This window comes from Tigheibacillus halophilus (assembly GCF_042683165.1).
GTDB lineage: Bacteria > Bacillota > Bacilli > Bacillales > Amphibacillaceae > Tigheibacillus > Tigheibacillus halophilus.
In genome coordinates, this window is the sequence record NZ_JBHUIZ010000003.1 from 746,364 (window position 1) to 765,484 (window position 19,121).

Genomic DNA, 19,121 nt, shown 5'->3' on the forward strand with positions numbered 1-19,121 from the left:
TCTGTTATGATTGTTATGATAAGAATGGGAGGCTTTTCAATGAGCGAAATCAATATATTCATCGCATTCGGTGCTGGATTTCTGTCATTCATTTCACCGTGCGTATTACCGTTATTTCCTGCTTTTTTATCCTACATAACAGGAATGAGTGTAGCTGAAATCAAAGAGGAAAATACGATGTTCAATAAAAAAAGTATGATTCACACCGTGTTTTTCCTGCTCGGTTTTTCCTGCATTTTTATTATGATGGGCTTCGGCAGCCTGTATATTTCGGAGTTCTTGAATACATATAAAGGGTTGATTCGTCAAATCGGGGCTATATTAATTATTTTCTTCGGACTGGTCATTGTCGGACTTTTGAATTTCAACTTTTTAATGAGAGAAAAAAAGGTAACCTTTAAAAATAAACCTGCTGGATTCATTGGTTCCTTTATTGTCGGTTTGGCATTTTCCCTTGGGTGGACTCCATGTACAGGTCCGATATTAATGGTCGTATTGTCACTTGCAGCCACCGAGCCAAGTGCTGGAATGGTCATGATGATTAGTTATGTACTAGGCTTCTCCATACCTTTTTTCATCTTGTCATTCTTTGTCGGAAAGCTTTCCTGGATCAAGAGACATGGCCTACTGATGGTGAAAATTGGTGGATATATCATGATTTTCATGGGAGTAGCACTATTTTTTAACTGGATGACCCAATTGACGTCCTATTTAGCGGGCTTATTTGATTTTCAGGGTTTCTAAATCGTTTCTCGTACCAACCATTTTATGATAGAATAAGAAAAGGCTTTGCTCTGTGATTTTATCGTTTTATCGAAAAGAGTGATGATGTTTATGATATGGGTAATCGGCAGTACCTTTGTTTTTGTTTTCATGGCTGTGACAATGATCTTTGTCAGGATGAAGGCCGCTAAAAAGCCTGCCTCAGTCAAAAAAATAATCCTTCCGCCTCTTTTTATGAGCAGTGGTGCATTGATGTTCCTTTTTCCGGAATTTCATGTCAGCTGGACGGAAGTGGGAGAAGCGATTGCGGTTGGAATGTTTTTTTCCATTTTCCTGATCAAAACATCTAATTTTGAAATCCGCAACCAGGATATTTATTTGATACCATCAAAAGCCTTTATTTTAATTTTGGTAGGGCTTTTAATCATTCGTACTGCTGCCAAAATTTTCATGGGTAAGTCCGTTTCCATTGGCGAGACAAGCGGAATGTTTTTTCTGCTGGCGTTTGGTATGATTGTCACATGGCGGTTAGCTATGTTATACAAATTTAAACAGCTTGAACGCAGACTTCAACAGCAAATCATAGAATGAATATCAGCGAATAACATTAAAAAGACCGCTCACTACCGAGCGGCCTTTTTAATTGGTGTATTTTGATTTCCAATTTTTTGCATAATCGTCTTTTGAAGCCTCGAAAAAGGATTGGTACGGTGCTGTATCGATGTTCTTTTTTCGGAGGGTTTTTTTTAAAAATTTATGATCCCGCTTAGGTGTAGCGACGATGTACCCCTCTATAAGAATATCCTGGGTAATTTTATTCGCCTTTTTTTGCAAGGCGACTTCGCCGATTTTCCCGGCAATTTTTTGTCTTGCAACATCACGGAACAACTCCGGAACAGGAGAAACCAGTTCTTCCAGCAATTCTTTTTCAGGTAACCCCCACATGTTTTTGGTTTTTTCTATGTAGTGCTCCTGCCAGTCCATGATGGATTTTCCATCTTCTTTTGGCAATTGCTTTAAAAATTTCCGGAACATGAAATAACCGCCGATCGCCATCGTCACGATCATCAGAAATCCCCAAAAAACAATCATGAAATTAACGAATATTGACATAATACCACCTTTATTCCTGAATTTGGGAAAATATCATTTTATTTCTAATCGATTGTATAGTAATATTAGTATTGATTAAAGATTGATTTTCGTTGTGGCAGATATATTCTAATTATAATAGTATTGTACCCGTTAAACAAGTATCATAAATACATACCATAAATCATAGAATAGTTAATGTAAAAAGAAGTGTTTATTTGTCGAAAAAGGGGGATTGATTCAGTGGAACAGATTGAGGGGACAAATGACGATTTTCATCGGCAAATCTCAACGAAGCAAGTGCTGACTTTAAAAGAACTTCCGGCCTACATTCTGGACTGGATGGAAGATAATTGTTGCGAAACCGTCTCGATTTGGGATGAAGATGGATATTTATTATTTATTTCAAAATCCATTAAACAAATTCTGGGAATTGAAAGAGAAAAATTCATTGGGTCACACTGGTCTAAGTTGCTAACTTCGCTAAACAAAGAGGAGTATGCTGCCATCGTAGAGAAGCTTAACAACAAAGAAAACCCTGTGATTGAAGTAAACCTGCTGGATCATCAGAAAAATTATGTCTGGTGTGAATGCAAAATAGATAAAATAGTGGATCCAGAACATGTTAAAATTTATTATATCGGTATCATCAATGACATCACTGATAAAAAAGAAACGGAAAACATGATGGTCAGCTATGAAAAGATGTCTATTGCAGGGCAGCTTGCTGCAGGGGTAGCTCACGAAATCCGCAACCCACTGACATCTTTAAAAGGTTTTTTACAGCTCTTGCAAGCGGGAACAGCCCAAAAAGAAGCTTATTACAAAATCATGATCGACGAGATCAAAAAAATGGAACAAATTACTTCTGAATTACTTTTCATCTCAAAGCCATTGACGGATTATAGACAAGACGAAGACCTTCCTTCGTTGATTATTGATATTATTAATTTGTTAAATCCACAAGCAAAAATGAAACATATCGATATCGTCCATAATTTGCAGGAGGGGATTCATCTTTTTTGTGACCGCTCTCAAATCAAACAAGTACTAATCAATATTGTCAAAAATGCCATTGAAGCAATGGAAGCTCCTGGAACGATAAAAATTAACGCATTTGCTAAGGGATCAGGCATAGCAATCAGTGTCAAAGATGAAGGACCAGGCATCGATGAAACAATCATTCATAAATTGGGAGAACCTTTTTTCACTACAAAACAAAATGGTACTGGGTTGGGATTAATGGTTACCCGGCAGATACTGGATAAGCATCATGCAAAGCTGCATATATACAATAATGATAAAGGCAGCACGTTTGAAATGGACTTTGAACGGATAGATTCATAAACGTTAATTTTAAAGAATGTCAGATGGTATAACTATAACTTATCGTAATAAATAAAATATCCATATATCATTTCTCAGGCATGAAACGTTGTTTTATGCCTGTTTTTCATATAGTATTATAGAAGAGGAGTTTAGTATACTTACTAATCTTCTTCATTTGTCATGTTTAATCGGATATATTTAAAAAGACATGAATGTCAAAGAAATGTTTGTTGAAAGGGGAATAAGCTGTATGGGAGAAAATAACCGCTATCAGGCTAAAAAACAATTTGAACTCGATGGAAAAAAGTACAATTACTACAACCTCCATGCCTTGGAAAAAGCCGGCTTAGGAAATATTGACCGCTTGCCATTTTCTATCCGCGTGCTTCTTGAATCCTTGGTGCGTCAGCACGATGGCCGTGTCATTAAGGATGAGCATGTCGAAGCACTTACTAAATGGGGAACTAAAGCGGGAGAAGGTATCGACGTGCCTTTCAAGCCATCTCGTGTCATTTTACAGGACTTCACGGGGGTTCCTGCTGTCGTTGATTTGGCTTCATTACGTAAAGCGATGGTCGATATGGGTGGAGAGCCAAATAAAATCAACCCTGAGGTACCAGTTGACTTAGTTATTGACCACTCTGTACAAGTTGACGAATATGGTACACCAAGTGCATTGAAAGCTAATATGGAACTCGAATTCGAACGCAACTCAGAACGTTACCAGTTTTTAAACTGGGCTCAAAAAGCATTCGACAATTACCGGGCAGTTCCGCCTGCAACAGGGATTGTACACCAGGTAAACTTGGAGTACATAGCTAGCGTTGTCCATGAATTGGAAAATAGCAACGGGGAATATGATGCTTTCCCTGACACATTGGTTGGTACTGATTCACACACCACTATGATTAATGGGCTTGGTGTTCTTGGATGGGGTGTCGGCGGTATTGAAGCAGAGGCCGGCATGCTGGGACAGCCTTCGTATTTTCCGGCACCTGATGTTATTGGGGTCAAATTCACTGGCAGCTTCCCACAAGGTACGACTGCGACAGATTTGGCTTTGAAAGTTACTCAGGTACTTCGTGAGACGAATGTTGTCGGTAAATTTGTCGAATACTTTGGTCCTGGTCTGAAGGATATGCCACTGGCTGACCGTGCGACAATTTCTAACATGGCACCAGAATATGGTGCAACTTGCGGATTTTTCCCTGTAGATGAAGAATCCATCAATTACTTACATTTAACAGGCAGGGATGAAAAACATATTGCGCTCGTTGAGAAATATTGCAAAGAAAACAATCTGTGGTATTCTCCTGACCAAAAAGATCCAGAGTATACCAAGGTCGTCGAAATCAATCTGTCTGAATTGGAACCGAATCTCTCTGGTCCAAAGCGTCCACAGGATTTGATTTCCTTGTCAAATATGCAAAAAGAATTTAAAAAAGCTGTAACTGCTCCTGCGGGTAATCAAGGACTCGGTTTGGATAAATCTGAATTCGACAAAAAAGTTGAAATCGACCATCCAAATGGCAGTCATTCTGTTATGAAAACCGGTGCAGTTGCAATTGCTGCAATTACATCTTGTACAAATACATCCAATCCTTATGTCATGCTTGGTGCGGGTCTTTTGGCTAAGAAAGCTGTTGAGAAAGGCTTGCAGGTGCCTGCATATGTGAAGACTTCTTTAGCGCCAGGATCTAAAGTAGTTACTCGTTATTTGAATGATTCTGGTCTGATGAAATATCTTGATGATCTTGGATTCAGCCTTGTTGGTTATGGCTGTACAACATGTATCGGAAACTCAGGTCCTTTACGTCCCGAAATTGAAGATGCCATTGTTCAAAGCGACTTGACTGTGTCTTCCGTTCTTTCTGGTAACCGTAACTTTGAAGGACGTATCCATCCATTGGTTAAAGCAAACTATCTTGCTTCACCGCCTCTGGTTGTTGCATATGCGCTCGCAGGTACAGTCGATGTCGACTTAACATCTGACGCAATCGGTACAGATGCTGATGGTGAACCGATTTACTTGAAGGATATCTGGCCTTCCATGGAAGAAATTAAGCAGGAAGTTCATAAAGTTGTCAATCCGGCAATCTTCCGTAAAGAATACGAAAATGTGTTCCATTCCAACGAAAAATGGAATGAAATCCAGACAACAGATGAACCGCTTTTTGCTTGGGATACAGAATCTACTTATATTCAGAACCCGCCGTTTTTCGAAGGGCTTTCCAAGGAAGCTGGCAAGGTAGAAACTTTGAACGGACTGCGTGCAATCGGTAAATTTGGCGACTCAGTTACAACAGACCATATTTCTCCAGCGGGAGCAATTGCCAAAGATATGCCGGCCGGAAAATATCTGCAAGAAAAAGGTGTTTCGCCAAGGAACTTCAACTCTTATGGTTCCCGCCGAGGAAATCATGAAGTGATGATGAGGGGGACATTCGCTAATATTCGTATCAGGAACTTGTTGGCCCCTGGAACAGAGGGCGGTTATACAACTTACTGGCCTACAGGCGACGTTATGCCTATTTACGATGCAGCAATGAAATATGAAAAAGATGGTACTGGCTTAGTAGTACTGGCTGGCAAAGACTACGGTATGGGATCCTCCCGTGACTGGGCTGCGAAAGGTACGAACCTGTTAGGTATTAAAACTGTCATTGCTGAAAGCTATGAGAGAATTCATCGCTCTAACTTGGTAATGATGGGTGTTCTGCCATTGCAATTTGAAAAAGGCGATAGTGCAGAAAAGCTTGGACTGACAGGTAAAGAGACGTTCACCGTTGAAATCGACGAACAAGTGAAGCCACATGATTTGGTAACTGTTACTGCAGTTGATGAATCTGGTAAAACCACTGAATTCAAAGCGATTGCCCGCTTTGACAGTGAAGTGGAAATCGACTATTACCGTCATGGCGGTATTTTGCAAATGGTATTGCGTCAAAAAATGCATGTATGATTTATAGCTTATAAATAGCCTGCACACCCAATGTGTGCAGGCTATTTTCTTGCCATGAATTCCTTTCTTCTTTAGAATCAGAGTTGAAACCAAGATGGGGATATGTATATTCTATTCAAGCTAGTACATATAATAAAATAAACACTTTTTAGGAGATTTATGGATGAAAAAAAACATGATCGGAATCGCTGTTTTAGTGATATTGGCTGCTATGCTGGTATTTAATCTTATACAAAATCACAGTGAAAAAAAGAAAGAGGAGAAGCAGGTGTATGATGTCAGTGGTGATACGGATGCGAAAGGTGCAGTCGCTTACCCTGAAAATGCAACGTTCCCGGAAACGGGTGAAAAAGCGAAGGATTTCGAGGTACAATCGCTTGATGGCAAAACACTTCGACTATCTGATCTGCGTGGAAAGAAGGTCATGCTCAATTTCTGGGCGACGTGGTGCCCCCCTTGTAAAAAAGAGATGCCTGAGATTGAAAAATTTAACCAAAAGCACCAGGACGATATAGAAATAGTAGCTGTAAATATACAGGAAAGTGGCGACAAGGTCAAAAAATTCATCGATCAACATCATTATCACTTCCCAATTTACCTGGATCAGAATGGCCAGGTCAGCAACGAGTATTCAATTTACGCCATCCCGACCACTTATTTCATTGGCAGTGATGGTACATTTCAACAGCCTCGCCATTCAGGCCCGATGACATATTCATTCATGGTAGAAACACTTCAAAAATTAAATTGACAGATTTCATTACAGGCCCCTTCCGAGGGGGAAAAATCCGTAAAGTAGAAGAAGTGGACTCAAATCAAAAATTAGCGTGAAATCAAACTTTTGGGTCCCTTCTCCATACTTGGCGGATTTTTTTGTTCGTTTCCTATTATTCATGTTTATTAATAACCTGCGACAGAATACCAGCTGCTTTCATTTTTCCATCAATGATGTTTGAAGGCTCGTTTCCATATTTAGCGATGCGAACGTTTTTTTACAGTGCTGGAAAAGTATTACCTTGAAAACAGCTCGCCGTTTGAATATTTAAAAGTAGCAGATTTGATTCTTAGGTCTGACCATTTATCATAAGGGACGGTTATAATTTTAAGAATATATGGCAATACTTCAAACAAAAGCAATTCTGCTGATTATGAAGGGGTGAGTTGCCATAGCACTCAAACGAAAAATTTCATTTGACGAACTGGTTCGCCTAAACCGGGAACAAATTTTAAAAGATCGAAAAATGCTAAGTGAAATTGAAGCCAATATTGATAGACGAATGGATCAATCCGTCCGTCAAGATAAAAAGAAAGCATGAAGAAAAATCATTCCTGTTCACATCATATGAACGGAATGATTTTTTTGCATAGAAGTGAGTACTTTGTAGAAAAATAAGAACAAACACATGTAAAGGAGCATTATTATGACTCATAAAAATAACCAGCCAAAACCAGATGATCGCAGTGATAACATCGAAAAGCTGCAACAAATGGTGCAGGACACCATTGCTAATATGGAAGCTGCCGAAGAAACGGCACAATTTTCTTCCAATGATGCAAAAGGACAGATAGAGGAGAAAAACGAGCGTCGTAAAGAGGCAATTGAAGGTATGAAAGCAGAGATCGCGGATGAAAAAGAAGATCAGCAGCAGATGTAAGCTGGCGAATGAAAGAATGACCCATCGAGTTGACGGGTCATTCTTTTTGCATTGTGGTAAAAGCAGCGTTAAAATAATGCTGGTGAAAATTTGCAGTGTGGGGACTGGGCTTGAAAGAAGTTGAGACTGCTCATAGAGGGGAGATATCAAGAGACCGGTAAAATGGGAGCAGTACATCATGCTAATTATTTAACATGGTTTGAAATAGGCAGGATGCAGTTTGGCGGATCACTCGATCTGAAATATGCTGCTATAGAAAAAGGCCAAATCGTTTCTCCTGTTATAAATGTACGAGTTTCTTATATTAAACCAATCCAATATAGTGAAAAAGTATATATGGAAACATGGCTAAAAGCATATAACGGGCTTCGGATACTGTGTGGCTATACCTTTAGAAATGAGTGGGGTGAAACATAGTCATAGGACATACAGTACATGGTTTTGTAAAAAAAGACAGCCTCCGGCCGCTCCCGATACGCAGGAACTGCCCTGAATGGGATCGTGCTTATCTGTCGGCGATAGGAGAGAATAGTTGCATTGGCATTTGGTATTAAAAGAAGTGAATTAAACAGATGGAAGCAGCAGGTATCTGATAACAAGGTCGCATTTCTGACTCATTACTGGAAAGATCCAAGATTTGCCGGCTGCTATACGGTGACAAAGGTTGGGTGTAAGAATTTGGAGAAGTTGGCTGCATGGGGAAAAAATTATGGTTTGCAGCCGGAATGGATTGATAAGCGTGGCGACTATCCACACTTTGACCTTTTTGGGGAGAAACAGAAAAGGATTCTTGTAGAAGAAGGACAGGTAGAGCAATTATCGCGTTTTCGATTATGAAAAAACAGATGCTGTAACGATGCATCTGTTTTTTTACATCTATTTTTTCCGATAGGATACAAGCGGTTCCGCAAGCTTTTCATCGTATGAGATAACCAGATCTGCGCCATCAAAATACCAGGCATCTTCCTCTTCGACGAAAAACAAGATATTGTCCTTCACAACAGAGGCAAAAGCATGATTCGGTTCCGTAACGCTAATACCAAGTGAAAAACCTGGTACGTTGCCATTTCCGCCATACCGCGGAAAAAACTTGATGTTCGGGGTGTCATCTGTGTCAAGCTCTTCCTTATACCATTCAACTGCTTTTTCCGATACTTCTATATTCAAATCGGTCAACTCCCTCTTGAGATGTCTTTCTTTTTTTCTGGTACCAAATCGACCCCGCCCGGGTGGAATGGATGACATTTGAGAATCCGTTTGATTGCCAGATAACCACCTTTCAATGCGCCAAACCTTTTCACGGCTTCCATCCCATATTGAGAACATGTGGGGTAAAAGCGGCAACTGGGAGGTTTGACAGGGCTTATGAACTTTTGATAAAAACGAATGATACCAATCAAGATATATTTCATATGCAAACCTTCTATTTTAAATTTAGCTTTTTCTAATTTCAGTATAGACAAGACAGAGATTTTATTCAATTGAACAGTTTATGTGCAGGCAGAGCCTGTTCATAGTTATGAACAGGCTCTGCTATTGGGCCGGGATATCTTTTTGTTCCAAACAGTCTGTAGTTTGTTAAGCATCGGACGGCTCAAAGCTACATCCATTTTATTTTTGGCTCCGTTTTATTTTTAATCCGTTTAATATTGTCCTTATGACGGTAAAAAACGAAAATAGTCAAAACTGCAGTTACTATCAAAAGTCCCGTGTTGTGGAGGAAACAGGAAGCAATAATGGCTACGATTCCTGTAATCATAGATGATAAAGAGACGTACTTGGATATGTACAACGTGATTAAAAATGCCAGCACCATGATAATGAAAAGTGTTGGGCTTACCCCCAAGATAATCCCGCCTGACGTCGCAACTGCCTTGCCTCCCCTGAATCTGGCAAAAATCGGATAGGTATGTCCCAACACCGCAAATATGCCGACAATCAATCTATTGACATCCGCTTCCATGAATAAAGGAATCAATGCAGCAACAGTACCTTTCAGAATATCAGAGATAATCACTATTGTTCCTGCCTTGAACCCTAACACACGAAACGTATTTGTAGCTCCCAGATTGCCGCTGCCATGTTCCCGTATATCCATTTTGTAACCAAGTTTCCCGACAATGACGCCAAAAGGAATGGAACCTAATAAATATGCAATAAGACCATAGATAAGATAATCCATTTTAAAATCCCGCTTTCGTGTATGTTTTATAAATGCGATCAAACTGTTTGTACTTCATTTTATCATGAACTGCCAGTGGAAAGAACATATATTTTCAATATTGCACAGTAAACACTTTAATGAAGCCAAATGGAGCTGCTTAAATATTGTTGGAGAACAATTGTTTGCATTGGAGTGTTGATTTAGCTTATACTTTGTTCTACAAGCTTTTCATGTGAATATAGTTGCCTTTTTGTTCAATCAGTAATTGTTTGCAGTGCATGCATAATGGGTAAAGAGAGAGGGCAGCCATAAAAATATGCTAAAGGAAGAGATAGATGATCGAATTCAAACATGTCAGTAAAATATATAATGATGGCACGCAAGCCTTGGATGATTTCACATTACAAGTGCATGACGCAGAGCTTGTGACATTGATCGGGCCAAGCGGATGCGGCAAGACCACCACGATGAAGATGATCAACCGCCTCATCAACCCGACTTCAGGAGATATATACATAAATGGCAACAATATCAAAAATGTAAACATACATGAGCTTCGCTTTAACATTGGATATGTATTGCAAGAGATTGCGCTTTTTCCGCACATGACAATTGAAGAGAATATTGCCGTTGTGCCAGAGATGAAGAAATGGAAACGGAAAAGAATCCGTGACAGGAGTCATGCATTAATGGAGATGGTTGGACTTGATCCTTCTGTTTATGCCAGGCGGATGCCAAATGAGTTATCTGGCGGCCAGCAGCAAAGAGTGGGCGTAATAAGAGCCTTGGCCGCAGATCCGGATATCATTTTAATGGACGAGCCATTTAGCGCTTTGGATCCTATCAGCCGTGAACAGCTCCAAGATGATATTCAAAAATTGCAAAAGCAAATCAAAAAAACAATTGTTTTTGTCACCCATGACATGGAGGAAGCATTGGCCCTCGGAGACCGCGTATGTTTGATGAAGGATGGGAAGATTGTCCAGGCAGACACACCACAATCATTAATACTGCAGCCGAAATCACAATTCGTCAAGGACTTCATTGGCAATAGAAAAAGCCCTTGGCAAGCAGCGGTAGATACGATTGCCAAACAATTGGATGATAATCTTTTGCATGTGTCTGAAGCAGTTGAACCCTCCTCTGCAGACGATGAAAAATATTATGTGCTCCATGATGATTCCGGAGCATATGCAGGTATGATTCACGCAGGTAAGCGTATGAACATTGAACCATTGCAAAATAATACTAAATTGGCTGAAGCGAGCGACAAGCTCCAGACAAGCGGCCTTGATTTCTTGCCTGTTGTAAAAAATGGCTATCCGGCAGGCCTATTGGGCTATCAGGATATTGTTTCCTATTTAAAACAACATGCTGCCGACCGAAGTGGGGTGGCAGACCATGAGTGATTTTCTCACTACTTTTCAACAACGTAAAGGTATTTTATTGGAAACCATTTGGGAACATTTGCAGATTTCATTACTTTCGTTGATCATTGCAATCATTATTGCTGTCCCACTCGGCTTACTACTCACAAGGCATAAGCGAGTTGCGGAGCCTATCATCGGCTTAGCTGCCATTTTACAGACCATCCCGAGTCTTGCTGTATTGGCCCTTCTCATCCCCTTTTTCGGGATTGGAACGACTCCTGCGATTATAGCGTTGACTGCTTACGGCCTGCTGCCAGTGCTAAGGAACACGTACACTGGAATTAATGAAGTTGATCCTGCGTTGAAAGAAGCGGCAACCGGGATGGGGATGAATTCGTGGAGACGCCTTACCAAAGTAGAGTTGCCGCTAGCTATGCCCGTGTTAATGGCCGGAATTAGAACTTCAATGGTGTTAATTGTCGGAACCACCACAATCGCTGCCTTGATTGGAGCAGGGGGATTAGGAGAATTAATCTTGCTTGGCCTGGACCGCGGCGGTGATATCAGCTTGATTTTACTTGGGGCCATTCCTGCTGCATTGCTTGCGATTCTGCTGGATTTCATACTAAGAGGGTTTGAAAATTTGTCCAGACGAGCTGGTTTCCAATCGTTTATCGCCATGCTGGTGATTGCTGTACTTATCGTCGGGGCGCCATTTCTGTTTCACACAGGGAAGAAGGATCAGATTGTTATTGGCGGTAAGCTGGGCGCCGAACCAAATATACTCATCAATATGTATAAATTGCTGATTGAGGACGAAACCGATCTGGATGTGAAACTGAAACCGGGCCTGGGTAAAACCGTTATGGTTTTTTCTGCATTAAAAAATGGCAGTATCGACATTTATCCTGAATTTACTGGAACTGCCATCGTCACACATATGGAGGAACAAGCGAACAGCAACAACGCCAGTCAGGTATACAAACAGGCCAGGGATGGCATGAAGGACAAATTCGATATGGTGATGCTAAAACCGATGGCGTATAATAACACATATGCATTAGCTGTCAAAAAGGCATACGCCGAAAAGCACGGCCTTAAAGAAATCGGAGATCTGAAAAAAGTGGAGAACGGTGCAAGAGCAGGGTTTACTTTAGAGTTCAATGACCGGGAAGATGGCTACAAAGGTATCAAAAAGCGCTATGGCCTTGATTTGGATGTCAAAACCATGGAACCTGGAATTCGCCAGAAGGCTCTCTCCAAAGGTGATGTGGATATCATTGATGCTTACGCAACAGACAGTTATATGGTAAAATTACATTTGACGACATTAAAGGATCCGAAACATCTGTTTCCGCCATATCAAGGTGCCCCGCTTCTGAGGGAAGATACATTGAAAAAATACCCAAAAATCCAAACTGCCTTGAATAAGCTTGGCGGCAAAATTTCAGATGAAGAGATGCAGCAAATGAATTATGAAGTAGACTATGAAGATAAATCCGCTGAAACAGTAGCGCGAAACTTTCTAATCAATAAAGGATTGATAAAAAAGTGAAGGAGGCATTTTAAATGACCTGGCAAAACCCGCCAAAAGAAGAAATGAAACGAATCCTTGAAGACGCCAAGACGATTGCTGTCGTTGGATTATCGAGCAATCCGGACCGCACATCTTATCAGATTTCAAAAATCATGCAAGAAATCGGATATCGTATCATTCCCGTAAATCCGACGATAGATGAGGTGCTAGGTGAAAAAACGGTTGCTTCCTTATCTGACATCAAGGAAAAAGTCGATATCATTAACGTTTTCCGACGGCCGGAGTACTTGCCTGGCATAGCGAAAGAAGCGGCACAGACGAATTGTAAAGTTTTTTGGGCACAGCAGGGCATTGTCAATGAGGAAGCCTTCCAGTATTTGAAAAAGCTGGGGTTTACAGTGATTATGGATACTTGCATTAAAGTTGCCCATGCAGTATTAGTAAAAAGGTAAACCTGTCAAAAGGGATGGCTGACCGTCATCCCTTTTCTGTGGCAGTTAGAGCAACATATGAAAGTTGTCTTGAATACCGGATTTCTAAGCAACTTGTATGCATGAAGATGGTTCGGTATACTATTAAAGATGAAAACAAGGACAGGCGATTAAAACAAATGAAAATAGAGAATATCCAAGGGGGTAATTTTTGATGGTAAAATCTTCCTATTCCGATGACTCCATCCAAATACTGGAAGGTCTTGACGCCGTCCGCAAAAGACCCGGCATGTATATTGGCAGTACAGACCACAGAGGCCTGCACCATCTAGTATTTGAAATAGTAGATAACGCAGTGGATGAAGCGCTGGCAGGGTTTGGTAAAGAAATAAAAGTAACGATACATAATGACAACAGTATCTCTGTCACTGACAGTGGCAGAGGTATTCCCGCTGGTATGCATCGAACAGGCAGACCAACAATGGAAGTAATATTTACTGTGTTGCATGCAGGTGGTAAATTTGGACAGGGAGGCTACAAAACCAGCGGCGGATTGCATGGTGTAGGTGCTTCAGTGGTAAATGCCCTATCTGAATGGATGGAAATAACCTCCTTTAGAGAAGGTCAAAAATATTTCCAACGATTTGAAAAGGGAGGAAAACCGGCTGGGCCACCTGTAAACCAGGGAACGTCCAGAAAAACAGGGACGATGGTTCATTTCAAACCGGACCCAGCCATTTTTTCTACTACCACTTTTGATGAGGAAATCATTGCTGAAAGATTGCGAGAGGCAGCCTTTCTTTTAAAGGGTCTCCGCATTACCCTGCATGATATGCGATCTGAAGATAGGATGGAATTCTGTTATCCTGAAGGATTGAAAGCCTTTGTAGATTATTTAAATGAAGACAAGGAAACCCTTCATGACGTCGTCTTTTTTGAAGGGGAACATGAGCAAATTGAAGTGGATTTCGCTTTTCAATTCAATGATGGCTTCGCAGAGAGCATGCTTTCGTTTGTCAACCATGTCAGGACGAAAGATGGCGGTACACATGAATCTGGGGCGCGCTCAGCTACAACAAGGGTGTTTAACGATTACGCACGTAAAAATGGCTTAATCAAGGAGAAAGAAAAGAATTTGGAGGGTACGGATATCCGCGAAGGGCTGACTGCCATCGTGTCTGTTAGAATTCCGGAGGAGAAACTGCAATTCGAGGGTCAGACAAAAGCGAAGTTAGGGACCTCAGAGGCTAGATCCGCAGTTGACTCGATTGTTTCTGAAAAACTGACGTACTTTTTGGAGGAAAATCCTGATGTTGCTACATCGTTGGTGAAAAAAGCACTGAAAGCGAAAGAGGCGAGAGAGGCTGCCAGGAAAGCACGTGATGAATCCCGAAATGGCAAGAAAAAAAGAAGAAAAGATACTCTTCTCAGTGGAAAACTGACTCCGGCCCAGTCCAGAAACCCTAAAAGGAATGAATTATACCTGGTGGAGGGAGATTCTGCGGGCGGTTCGGCAAAACAGGGGCGTGACCGCGCTTTTCAGGCAGTGTTGCCTTTGCGAGGTAAAGTAATTAATACAGAAAAGGCCAAGCTGGAAGACATCATGAAAAATGAAGAGATTTCTACGATCATTCATACCATCGGTGCAGGTGTAGGCGGTGATTTCACTCTTGAAGACGTGCAATATGACAAAGTGATCATCATGACTGATGCTGACACAGATGGTGCCCACATACAGGTGTTGCTGCTTACGTTCTTTTACCGCTATATGCGGGCGTTAATCGAAGCTGGCAAGGTATTTATCGCATTGCCGCCGCTTTTCAAAATTTCAAAAGGCAAGGGTAAAAAGGAGCAAGTCATTTATACTTGGGATGAAAATGAACTGCAAGCTGCGATAAAAAAGATGAAAAACGGCTATACCATCCAGCGATACAAAGGACTTGGTGAAATGAACGCCGACCAGCTATGGGAAACAACGATGAATCCCGAGAGCCGGACATTGATCAGAGTTACCATTGAAGATATGGCCCGTGCGGAAAGAAGAGTGACGACTCTAATGGGCGATAAGGTTGAACCAAGAAGAAAATGGATTGAGGGTAACGTCGCCTTTGGATTGGAAGAAGAAACAAACATATTGGAGAACGATAAAATCCATTCCTGATTTTTAGTGTAGTAAAAAGGTAGGGGGAATTGATTTGGAAAATGCCGAGAAGTTTTTGGATCTGCCATTAGAAGAGGTTATCGGTGACCGTTTTGGCAGATATAGTAAATATATTATTCAGGATAGGGCGCTGCCAGATGTGCGCGATGGCCTAAAGCCTGTACAAAGACGTATTTTGTATGCCATGTTCCAAGAAAAGAACACACATGATAAGCATTTTCGAAAATCGGCAAAGACGGTCGGAACAGTAATCGGTAATTATCATCCGCATGGAGATTCGTCGGTGTATGAAGCAATGGTCCGTCTCAGCCAAGATTGGAAAATGCAAAACGAACTTGTGGAGATGCACGGTAATAATGGGAGCCTTGATGGGGATCCACCAGCCGCCATGCGATACACGGAGGCGCGTCTTTCCAGCATCGCCTCTGAATTATTGCGAGATATTCACAAAGAGACCGTGGAATTTATCCCTAATTTTGATGATACGGAAAATGAACCGGTTGTATTGCCGGCAAAATTTCCTAATTTACTTGTCAACGGGTCCACTGGAATATCTGCCGGTTATGCGACAGATATTCCGCCGCATAATTTGGCCGAAGTCATAGATGCCGTCATCAAAAGGATTAATAAGCCTGAAGCAGATGTTGATGAGCTGATGAAAGCGATCAAAGGACCGGATTTTCCGACTGGAGGGATCATCCAGGGAATTGAGGGCATAAAAAAAGCCTATGAAACAGGAAAAGGCAAGATTGTAGTACGTGGAACAGCAAGAGTGGAAGAAATTCGCGGCAATAGGGAACAGATTGTCATCGAGGAAATTCCTTATGATGTTAACAAAGCAAGCATGGTCAAGAAAATGGATGAACTGCGAGTGGATCGAAAAGTGGAGGGCATTGCGGAAGTGCGTGATGAAACCGACAGGAGCGGTCTGCGTATTGTCATCGAGTTAAAAAAAGATGTCAATAGTGAAGGTGTATTGCATTATTTATACAAGAATACTGATTTGCAAGTGACTTACCATTTCAATATGGTCGCCATTCAGGACAAAACACCAAAATTGTTATCTTTGCCGCAAATGCTTGATGCATATATTGCACACCAGAAAGAAGTTGTCACCCGGCAATCGATTTATGATTTAAATCAGGCGCAGGCCAGGGCACATATAGTTGAGGGATTGATCAAGGCGATATCTATTCTAGACGAACTGATTGCAACTATCCGTGCTTCAAAAGATAAACAAGATGCGAAGCAGCAAATCATCACGAAGTACGGATTTTCTGAAAAACAAGCAGAAGCCATTGTCATGCTGCAGCTTTATCGTTTAACCAATACAGATATTGTTTCATTGCAGGAAGAAGCTGCCGAACTGGCAAAAATCATAGCAGATCTGGAAGCAATTCTGAATGATGAAAAAAAACTGTTGGAAACGATTAAAACGGACTTGCGTAAGTTGAAAACAAAATATGGGATACCTAGAAAATCTCAAATCGAACAGAAGATTGAAGAGTTGACCATTGACATCGATGTGCTTGTGGCAAGTGAAGATGTTGTTGTATCTGTCACACATGGTGGATATATCAAGCGGACCAGCCTTCGTTCTTACAGTGCTTCAAACGGCGAAGATTTTGCCATCAAAGAAAATGACCATCTCCTTGGTTTATTTGAAATAAACACAACTGATAAGCTTTTGTTATTCACCAATAAGGGGAATTACTTATATATACCTGTCCATCAGCTGCCCGATATTCGCTGGAAAGACATTGGACAGCACGTTTCCAATCTTGTCGGACTGGAAAAAGCGGAGTATATTATCAAAGCAGTTCCTATCAGAAGTTTTTCGGAAGAGCAATATATATTGTTTTTCACAAAAAATGGAATGGTCAAAAAGAGCCTGCTGAAATTGTATGAGGCTCAGCGCTATTCCAAACCATTGATTGCATTAAATCTTAAAAAAGACGATGAAGTTGTGGATGTTCATGTGACCAACGGGCATGCAGACGTGTTTGTTGCTTCCAATAAAGGCTTCGGTTTATGGTATCATGAATCAGAAATTTCTCTTGTTGGACAGCGTGCATCAGGTGTAAAAGCAATATTGTTGAAAAAAGATGAGTACGTGGTGAATGGTCAAATTTTTGATGATTTGGCAGATCCTAACTTGGTTGCTGTGACACAGCGGGGGGCTTGCAAAAGAATGAAATTGCAGGTATTTGAAAAAACCTCACGAGCTAAAAGAGGTTTGGTCATGTTGAGGGAACTGAAAAACAAACCACACCAGCTGCGCGGTTTGTATACAGTCGATGAACAAGACACATTATGTTTGAATACATCGTATGAGGAAACACACATACTATATCCATTGGAATTGCCGATAAGCGATCGGTACAGTAACGGTTCGTTTGTAGTCGATTCCGATACGCACGGAGAGGTCGTCCATGTATGGAAACAGGCGCGTTACGAGAAGCCGTTTTCCACTGAAGAGAAATAGCATTTTAAAGCGCTCAGCAGTTACGAATCATTTCTGTTAACTGTTGGGCTATTTTCATATCAATATGTGCAGAGCAGCGGGCATGTGGCAAACATCAAAAAACCTCAGAAAATATCACTGATTCTGAGGTTTTTTGAGTTATGATTTTTTTATCTTGCCTGTCCACTTCTTAAATCCGCCTTTAAGCTGGTTGACATCCTCATATCCTTTTTTATGCAAAACCTGTGCAGCTCTTGCAGATCTGGATCCGCTTTGGCAATAAAGGTATACTGGCTTGTCCTTCCGGAGTTCGACAAGGCGTTGTTTCAGTTGAGTCAATGGGATGTTGCGCGCCCCTAGAATATGGCCGTTTTTAAACTCCTGCGGTTCCCTGACATCAATCAGCTGTGCTTTTCTGTAGCCTTCGCGGAACTGGTCTTCACTCATTATTTTCAAATATGATTTCTGCTTAAAAAAGCGAATCAACCCAATAACGAATATAACAACCAATAATATAATCAGAAATTTCATTTTACCAATTTCCCCCGTTTTCTTTTCGTTCATTATTCATTATAGAATCAAATGATGTATTTTTCAAAGGTTTTCATTGCGGTTAATGGATAACTGAAGAAATCATGAAAATAGGTGGGCTTGTTTCATTTTTCATTTTCGTGTATGCTATGAAGAGAAACAGTTTTGCCTTAGATAAAAAATTATTCCCGAAAAGAGGAAACAGGATGCCTACACCAAGTATGGAAGATTATATCGAACTTATATATAATTTGATTGATAAGAAGGGATATGCCAGAGTTTCTGATATTGCTGACTCTCTCGAGGTCCATCCTTCATCTGTCACCAAGATGGTGCAAAAGCTCGACAAAGATGGTTATCTGAATTATGAGAAGTACCGTGGTTTTGTCCTAACTGAAAATGGTAAACAAATAGGCGAGCGTCTCGTATTCCGCCATGAATTGCTGGAACAGTTTTTGGAAATCATCGGGGTTGATAAAGACAAAATATATCATGATGTGGAAGGAATCGAACATCATTTAAGCTGGAACTCCATCGACCGGATTGGTGTTCTTGTGAATTATTTTAATAATGACCCGTCAAGAATAGATGAATTGAAAAAGTTGGGCCGGATGACAAAATAGTTCTCTGATTCCGGTTCTAAATTCGCCATTCAGGTCTATGATTAAGTAAGTCTGAATTTGATGGCGGAGGGGAAAACGT

Annotated in this window: 20 protein-coding genes; 15 read left to right on the forward strand and 5 right to left on the reverse strand. The window is 40.9% G+C overall.

Annotation, left to right across the window (positions count from 1 at the left end):
• Positions 1-39: 39 nt before the first annotated feature.
• Together ACFSMW_RS04245 and ACFSMW_RS04250 are read left to right on the forward strand one after the other, a co-directional pair.
• On the forward strand, positions 40-744 hold the full coding sequence (locus ACFSMW_RS04245; protein ID WP_390353289.1) for a cytochrome c biogenesis CcdA family protein: 705 nt from the start codon (positions 40-42) through the stop codon (positions 742-744).
• Between the two features lie 90 nt (positions 745-834).
• Positions 835-1,314, forward strand: a complete 480-nt coding sequence (locus ACFSMW_RS04250) for a CcdC family protein (protein WP_390353291.1) — start codon at positions 835-837, stop codon at positions 1,312-1,314.
• A 48-nt stretch (positions 1,315-1,362) separates the two neighbouring features.
• Here ACFSMW_RS04250 and ACFSMW_RS04255 read toward each other — a convergent pair whose 3' ends face one another.
• On the reverse strand, positions 1,363-1,836 hold the full coding sequence (locus ACFSMW_RS04255) for a DUF2621 family protein (protein ID WP_390353293.1): 474 nt from the start codon (positions 1,834-1,836) through the stop codon (positions 1,363-1,365).
• A 222-nt stretch (positions 1,837-2,058) separates the two neighbouring features.
• Between ACFSMW_RS04255 and ACFSMW_RS04260 the strand changes: the two genes are divergently transcribed.
• The 7 genes from ACFSMW_RS04260 to ACFSMW_RS04290 all read left to right on the forward strand — a co-directional run bounded on the left by ACFSMW_RS04260 (position 2,059) and on the right by ACFSMW_RS04290 (position 8,598).
• Complete coding sequence (locus tag ACFSMW_RS04260; RefSeq protein WP_390353295.1) at positions 2,059-3,162, forward strand: ATP-binding protein; 1,104 nt, start codon at positions 2,059-2,061, stop codon at positions 3,160-3,162.
• Between the two features lie 232 nt (positions 3,163-3,394).
• On the forward strand, positions 3,395-6,106 hold the full coding sequence (acnA, locus tag ACFSMW_RS04265) for an aconitate hydratase AcnA (RefSeq protein ID WP_390353297.1): 2,712 nt from the start codon (positions 3,395-3,397) through the stop codon (positions 6,104-6,106).
• Positions 6,107-6,269: 163 nt separating this feature from the next.
• The gene (locus tag ACFSMW_RS04270) at positions 6,270-6,857 is read left to right on the forward strand and encodes a TlpA family protein disulfide reductase (protein WP_390353299.1); all 588 of its coding nucleotides are present in this window, start codon (positions 6,270-6,272) and stop codon (positions 6,855-6,857) included.
• Between the two features lie 433 nt (positions 6,858-7,290).
• Positions 7,291-7,422 carry an FbpB family small basic protein gene (locus ACFSMW_RS04275; protein ID WP_390353925.1) on the forward strand — a complete coding sequence of 44 codons (132 nt, stop codon included), beginning with the start codon at positions 7,291-7,293 and terminating at the stop codon, positions 7,420-7,422.
• Between the two features lie 105 nt (positions 7,423-7,527).
• Complete coding sequence (gene tlp, locus ACFSMW_RS04280; RefSeq protein WP_390353301.1) at positions 7,528-7,761, forward strand: small acid-soluble spore protein Tlp; 234 nt, start codon at positions 7,528-7,530, stop codon at positions 7,759-7,761.
• A 162-nt stretch (positions 7,762-7,923) separates the two neighbouring features.
• Positions 7,924-8,178, forward strand: coding sequence for an acyl-CoA thioesterase (locus ACFSMW_RS04285; protein WP_390353303.1), 255 nt, complete (start codon positions 7,924-7,926; stop codon positions 8,176-8,178).
• A gap of 120 nt (positions 8,179-8,298) precedes the next feature.
• Entirely contained in the window at positions 8,299-8,598 is a 300-nt protein-coding gene (locus ACFSMW_RS04290; RefSeq protein ID WP_390353305.1) for a hypothetical protein, read from the forward strand.
• A gap of 39 nt (positions 8,599-8,637) precedes the next feature.
• On the opposite strand, the gene ACFSMW_RS04295 is transcribed toward ACFSMW_RS04290, so the two are convergent.
• From ACFSMW_RS04295 to plsY, 3 genes are all read right to left on the reverse strand, one after another.
• Complete coding sequence (locus ACFSMW_RS04295) at positions 8,638-8,928, reverse strand: HesB/YadR/YfhF family protein (protein WP_390353307.1); 291 nt, start codon at positions 8,926-8,928, stop codon at positions 8,638-8,640.
• Positions 8,929-8,933: 5 nt separating this feature from the next.
• The gene (gene yidD, locus ACFSMW_RS04300; RefSeq protein ID WP_390353309.1) at positions 8,934-9,173 is read right to left on the reverse strand and encodes a membrane protein insertion efficiency factor YidD; all 240 of its coding nucleotides are present in this window, start codon (positions 9,171-9,173) and stop codon (positions 8,934-8,936) included.
• Positions 9,174-9,361: 188 nt separating this feature from the next.
• Positions 9,362-9,943, reverse strand: a complete 582-nt coding sequence (plsY, locus tag ACFSMW_RS04305; RefSeq protein ID WP_390353311.1) for a glycerol-3-phosphate 1-O-acyltransferase PlsY — start codon at positions 9,941-9,943, stop codon at positions 9,362-9,364.
• 317 nt (positions 9,944-10,260) lie between these two features.
• On the opposite strand from plsY, the gene ACFSMW_RS04310 reads away from it, so the two are divergent.
• The 5 genes from ACFSMW_RS04310 (at position 10,261) to parC (ending at position 17,909) form a co-directional block, all read left to right on the forward strand.
• Complete coding sequence (locus ACFSMW_RS04310; protein ID WP_390353313.1) at positions 10,261-11,334, forward strand: ABC transporter ATP-binding protein; 1,074 nt, start codon at positions 10,261-10,263, stop codon at positions 11,332-11,334.
• Positions 11,327-12,850, forward strand: a complete 1,524-nt coding sequence (locus ACFSMW_RS04315) for an ABC transporter permease/substrate-binding protein (protein ID WP_390353315.1) — start codon at positions 11,327-11,329, stop codon at positions 12,848-12,850. Before ACFSMW_RS04310 ends, ACFSMW_RS04315 begins: the two co-directional genes overlap by 8 nt.
• A 14-nt stretch (positions 12,851-12,864) precedes the next feature.
• A complete protein-coding gene (locus ACFSMW_RS04320; protein ID WP_390353318.1) occupies positions 12,865-13,284 on the forward strand; it encodes a CoA-binding protein in 420 nt (139 codons plus the stop codon).
• Between the two features lie 193 nt (positions 13,285-13,477).
• Positions 13,478-15,424 carry a DNA topoisomerase IV subunit B gene (parE, locus tag ACFSMW_RS04325; protein ID WP_390353926.1) on the forward strand — a complete coding sequence of 649 codons (1,947 nt, stop codon included), beginning with the start codon at positions 13,478-13,480 and terminating at the stop codon, positions 15,422-15,424.
• Between the two features lie 34 nt (positions 15,425-15,458).
• Positions 15,459-17,909: a DNA topoisomerase IV subunit A gene (gene parC, locus ACFSMW_RS04330; protein ID WP_390353319.1), complete on the forward strand. Its 2,451-nt coding sequence runs from the start codon at positions 15,459-15,461 to the stop codon at positions 17,907-17,909.
• A 138-nt stretch (positions 17,910-18,047) separates the two neighbouring features.
• Here the strand turns inward: parC and ACFSMW_RS04335 are convergent, their stop codons facing one another.
• Positions 18,048-18,419, reverse strand: a complete 372-nt coding sequence (locus ACFSMW_RS04335) for a rhodanese-like domain-containing protein (protein ID WP_390353321.1) — start codon at positions 18,417-18,419, stop codon at positions 18,048-18,050.
• A gap of 206 nt (positions 18,420-18,625) precedes the next feature.
• On the opposite strand from ACFSMW_RS04335, the gene mntR reads away from it, so the two are divergent.
• Positions 18,626-19,042: a transcriptional regulator MntR gene (gene mntR / locus ACFSMW_RS04340; RefSeq protein WP_390353323.1), complete on the forward strand. Its 417-nt coding sequence runs from the start codon at positions 18,626-18,628 to the stop codon at positions 19,040-19,042.
• The last annotated feature ends 79 nt before the right edge of the window (positions 19,043-19,121 follow it).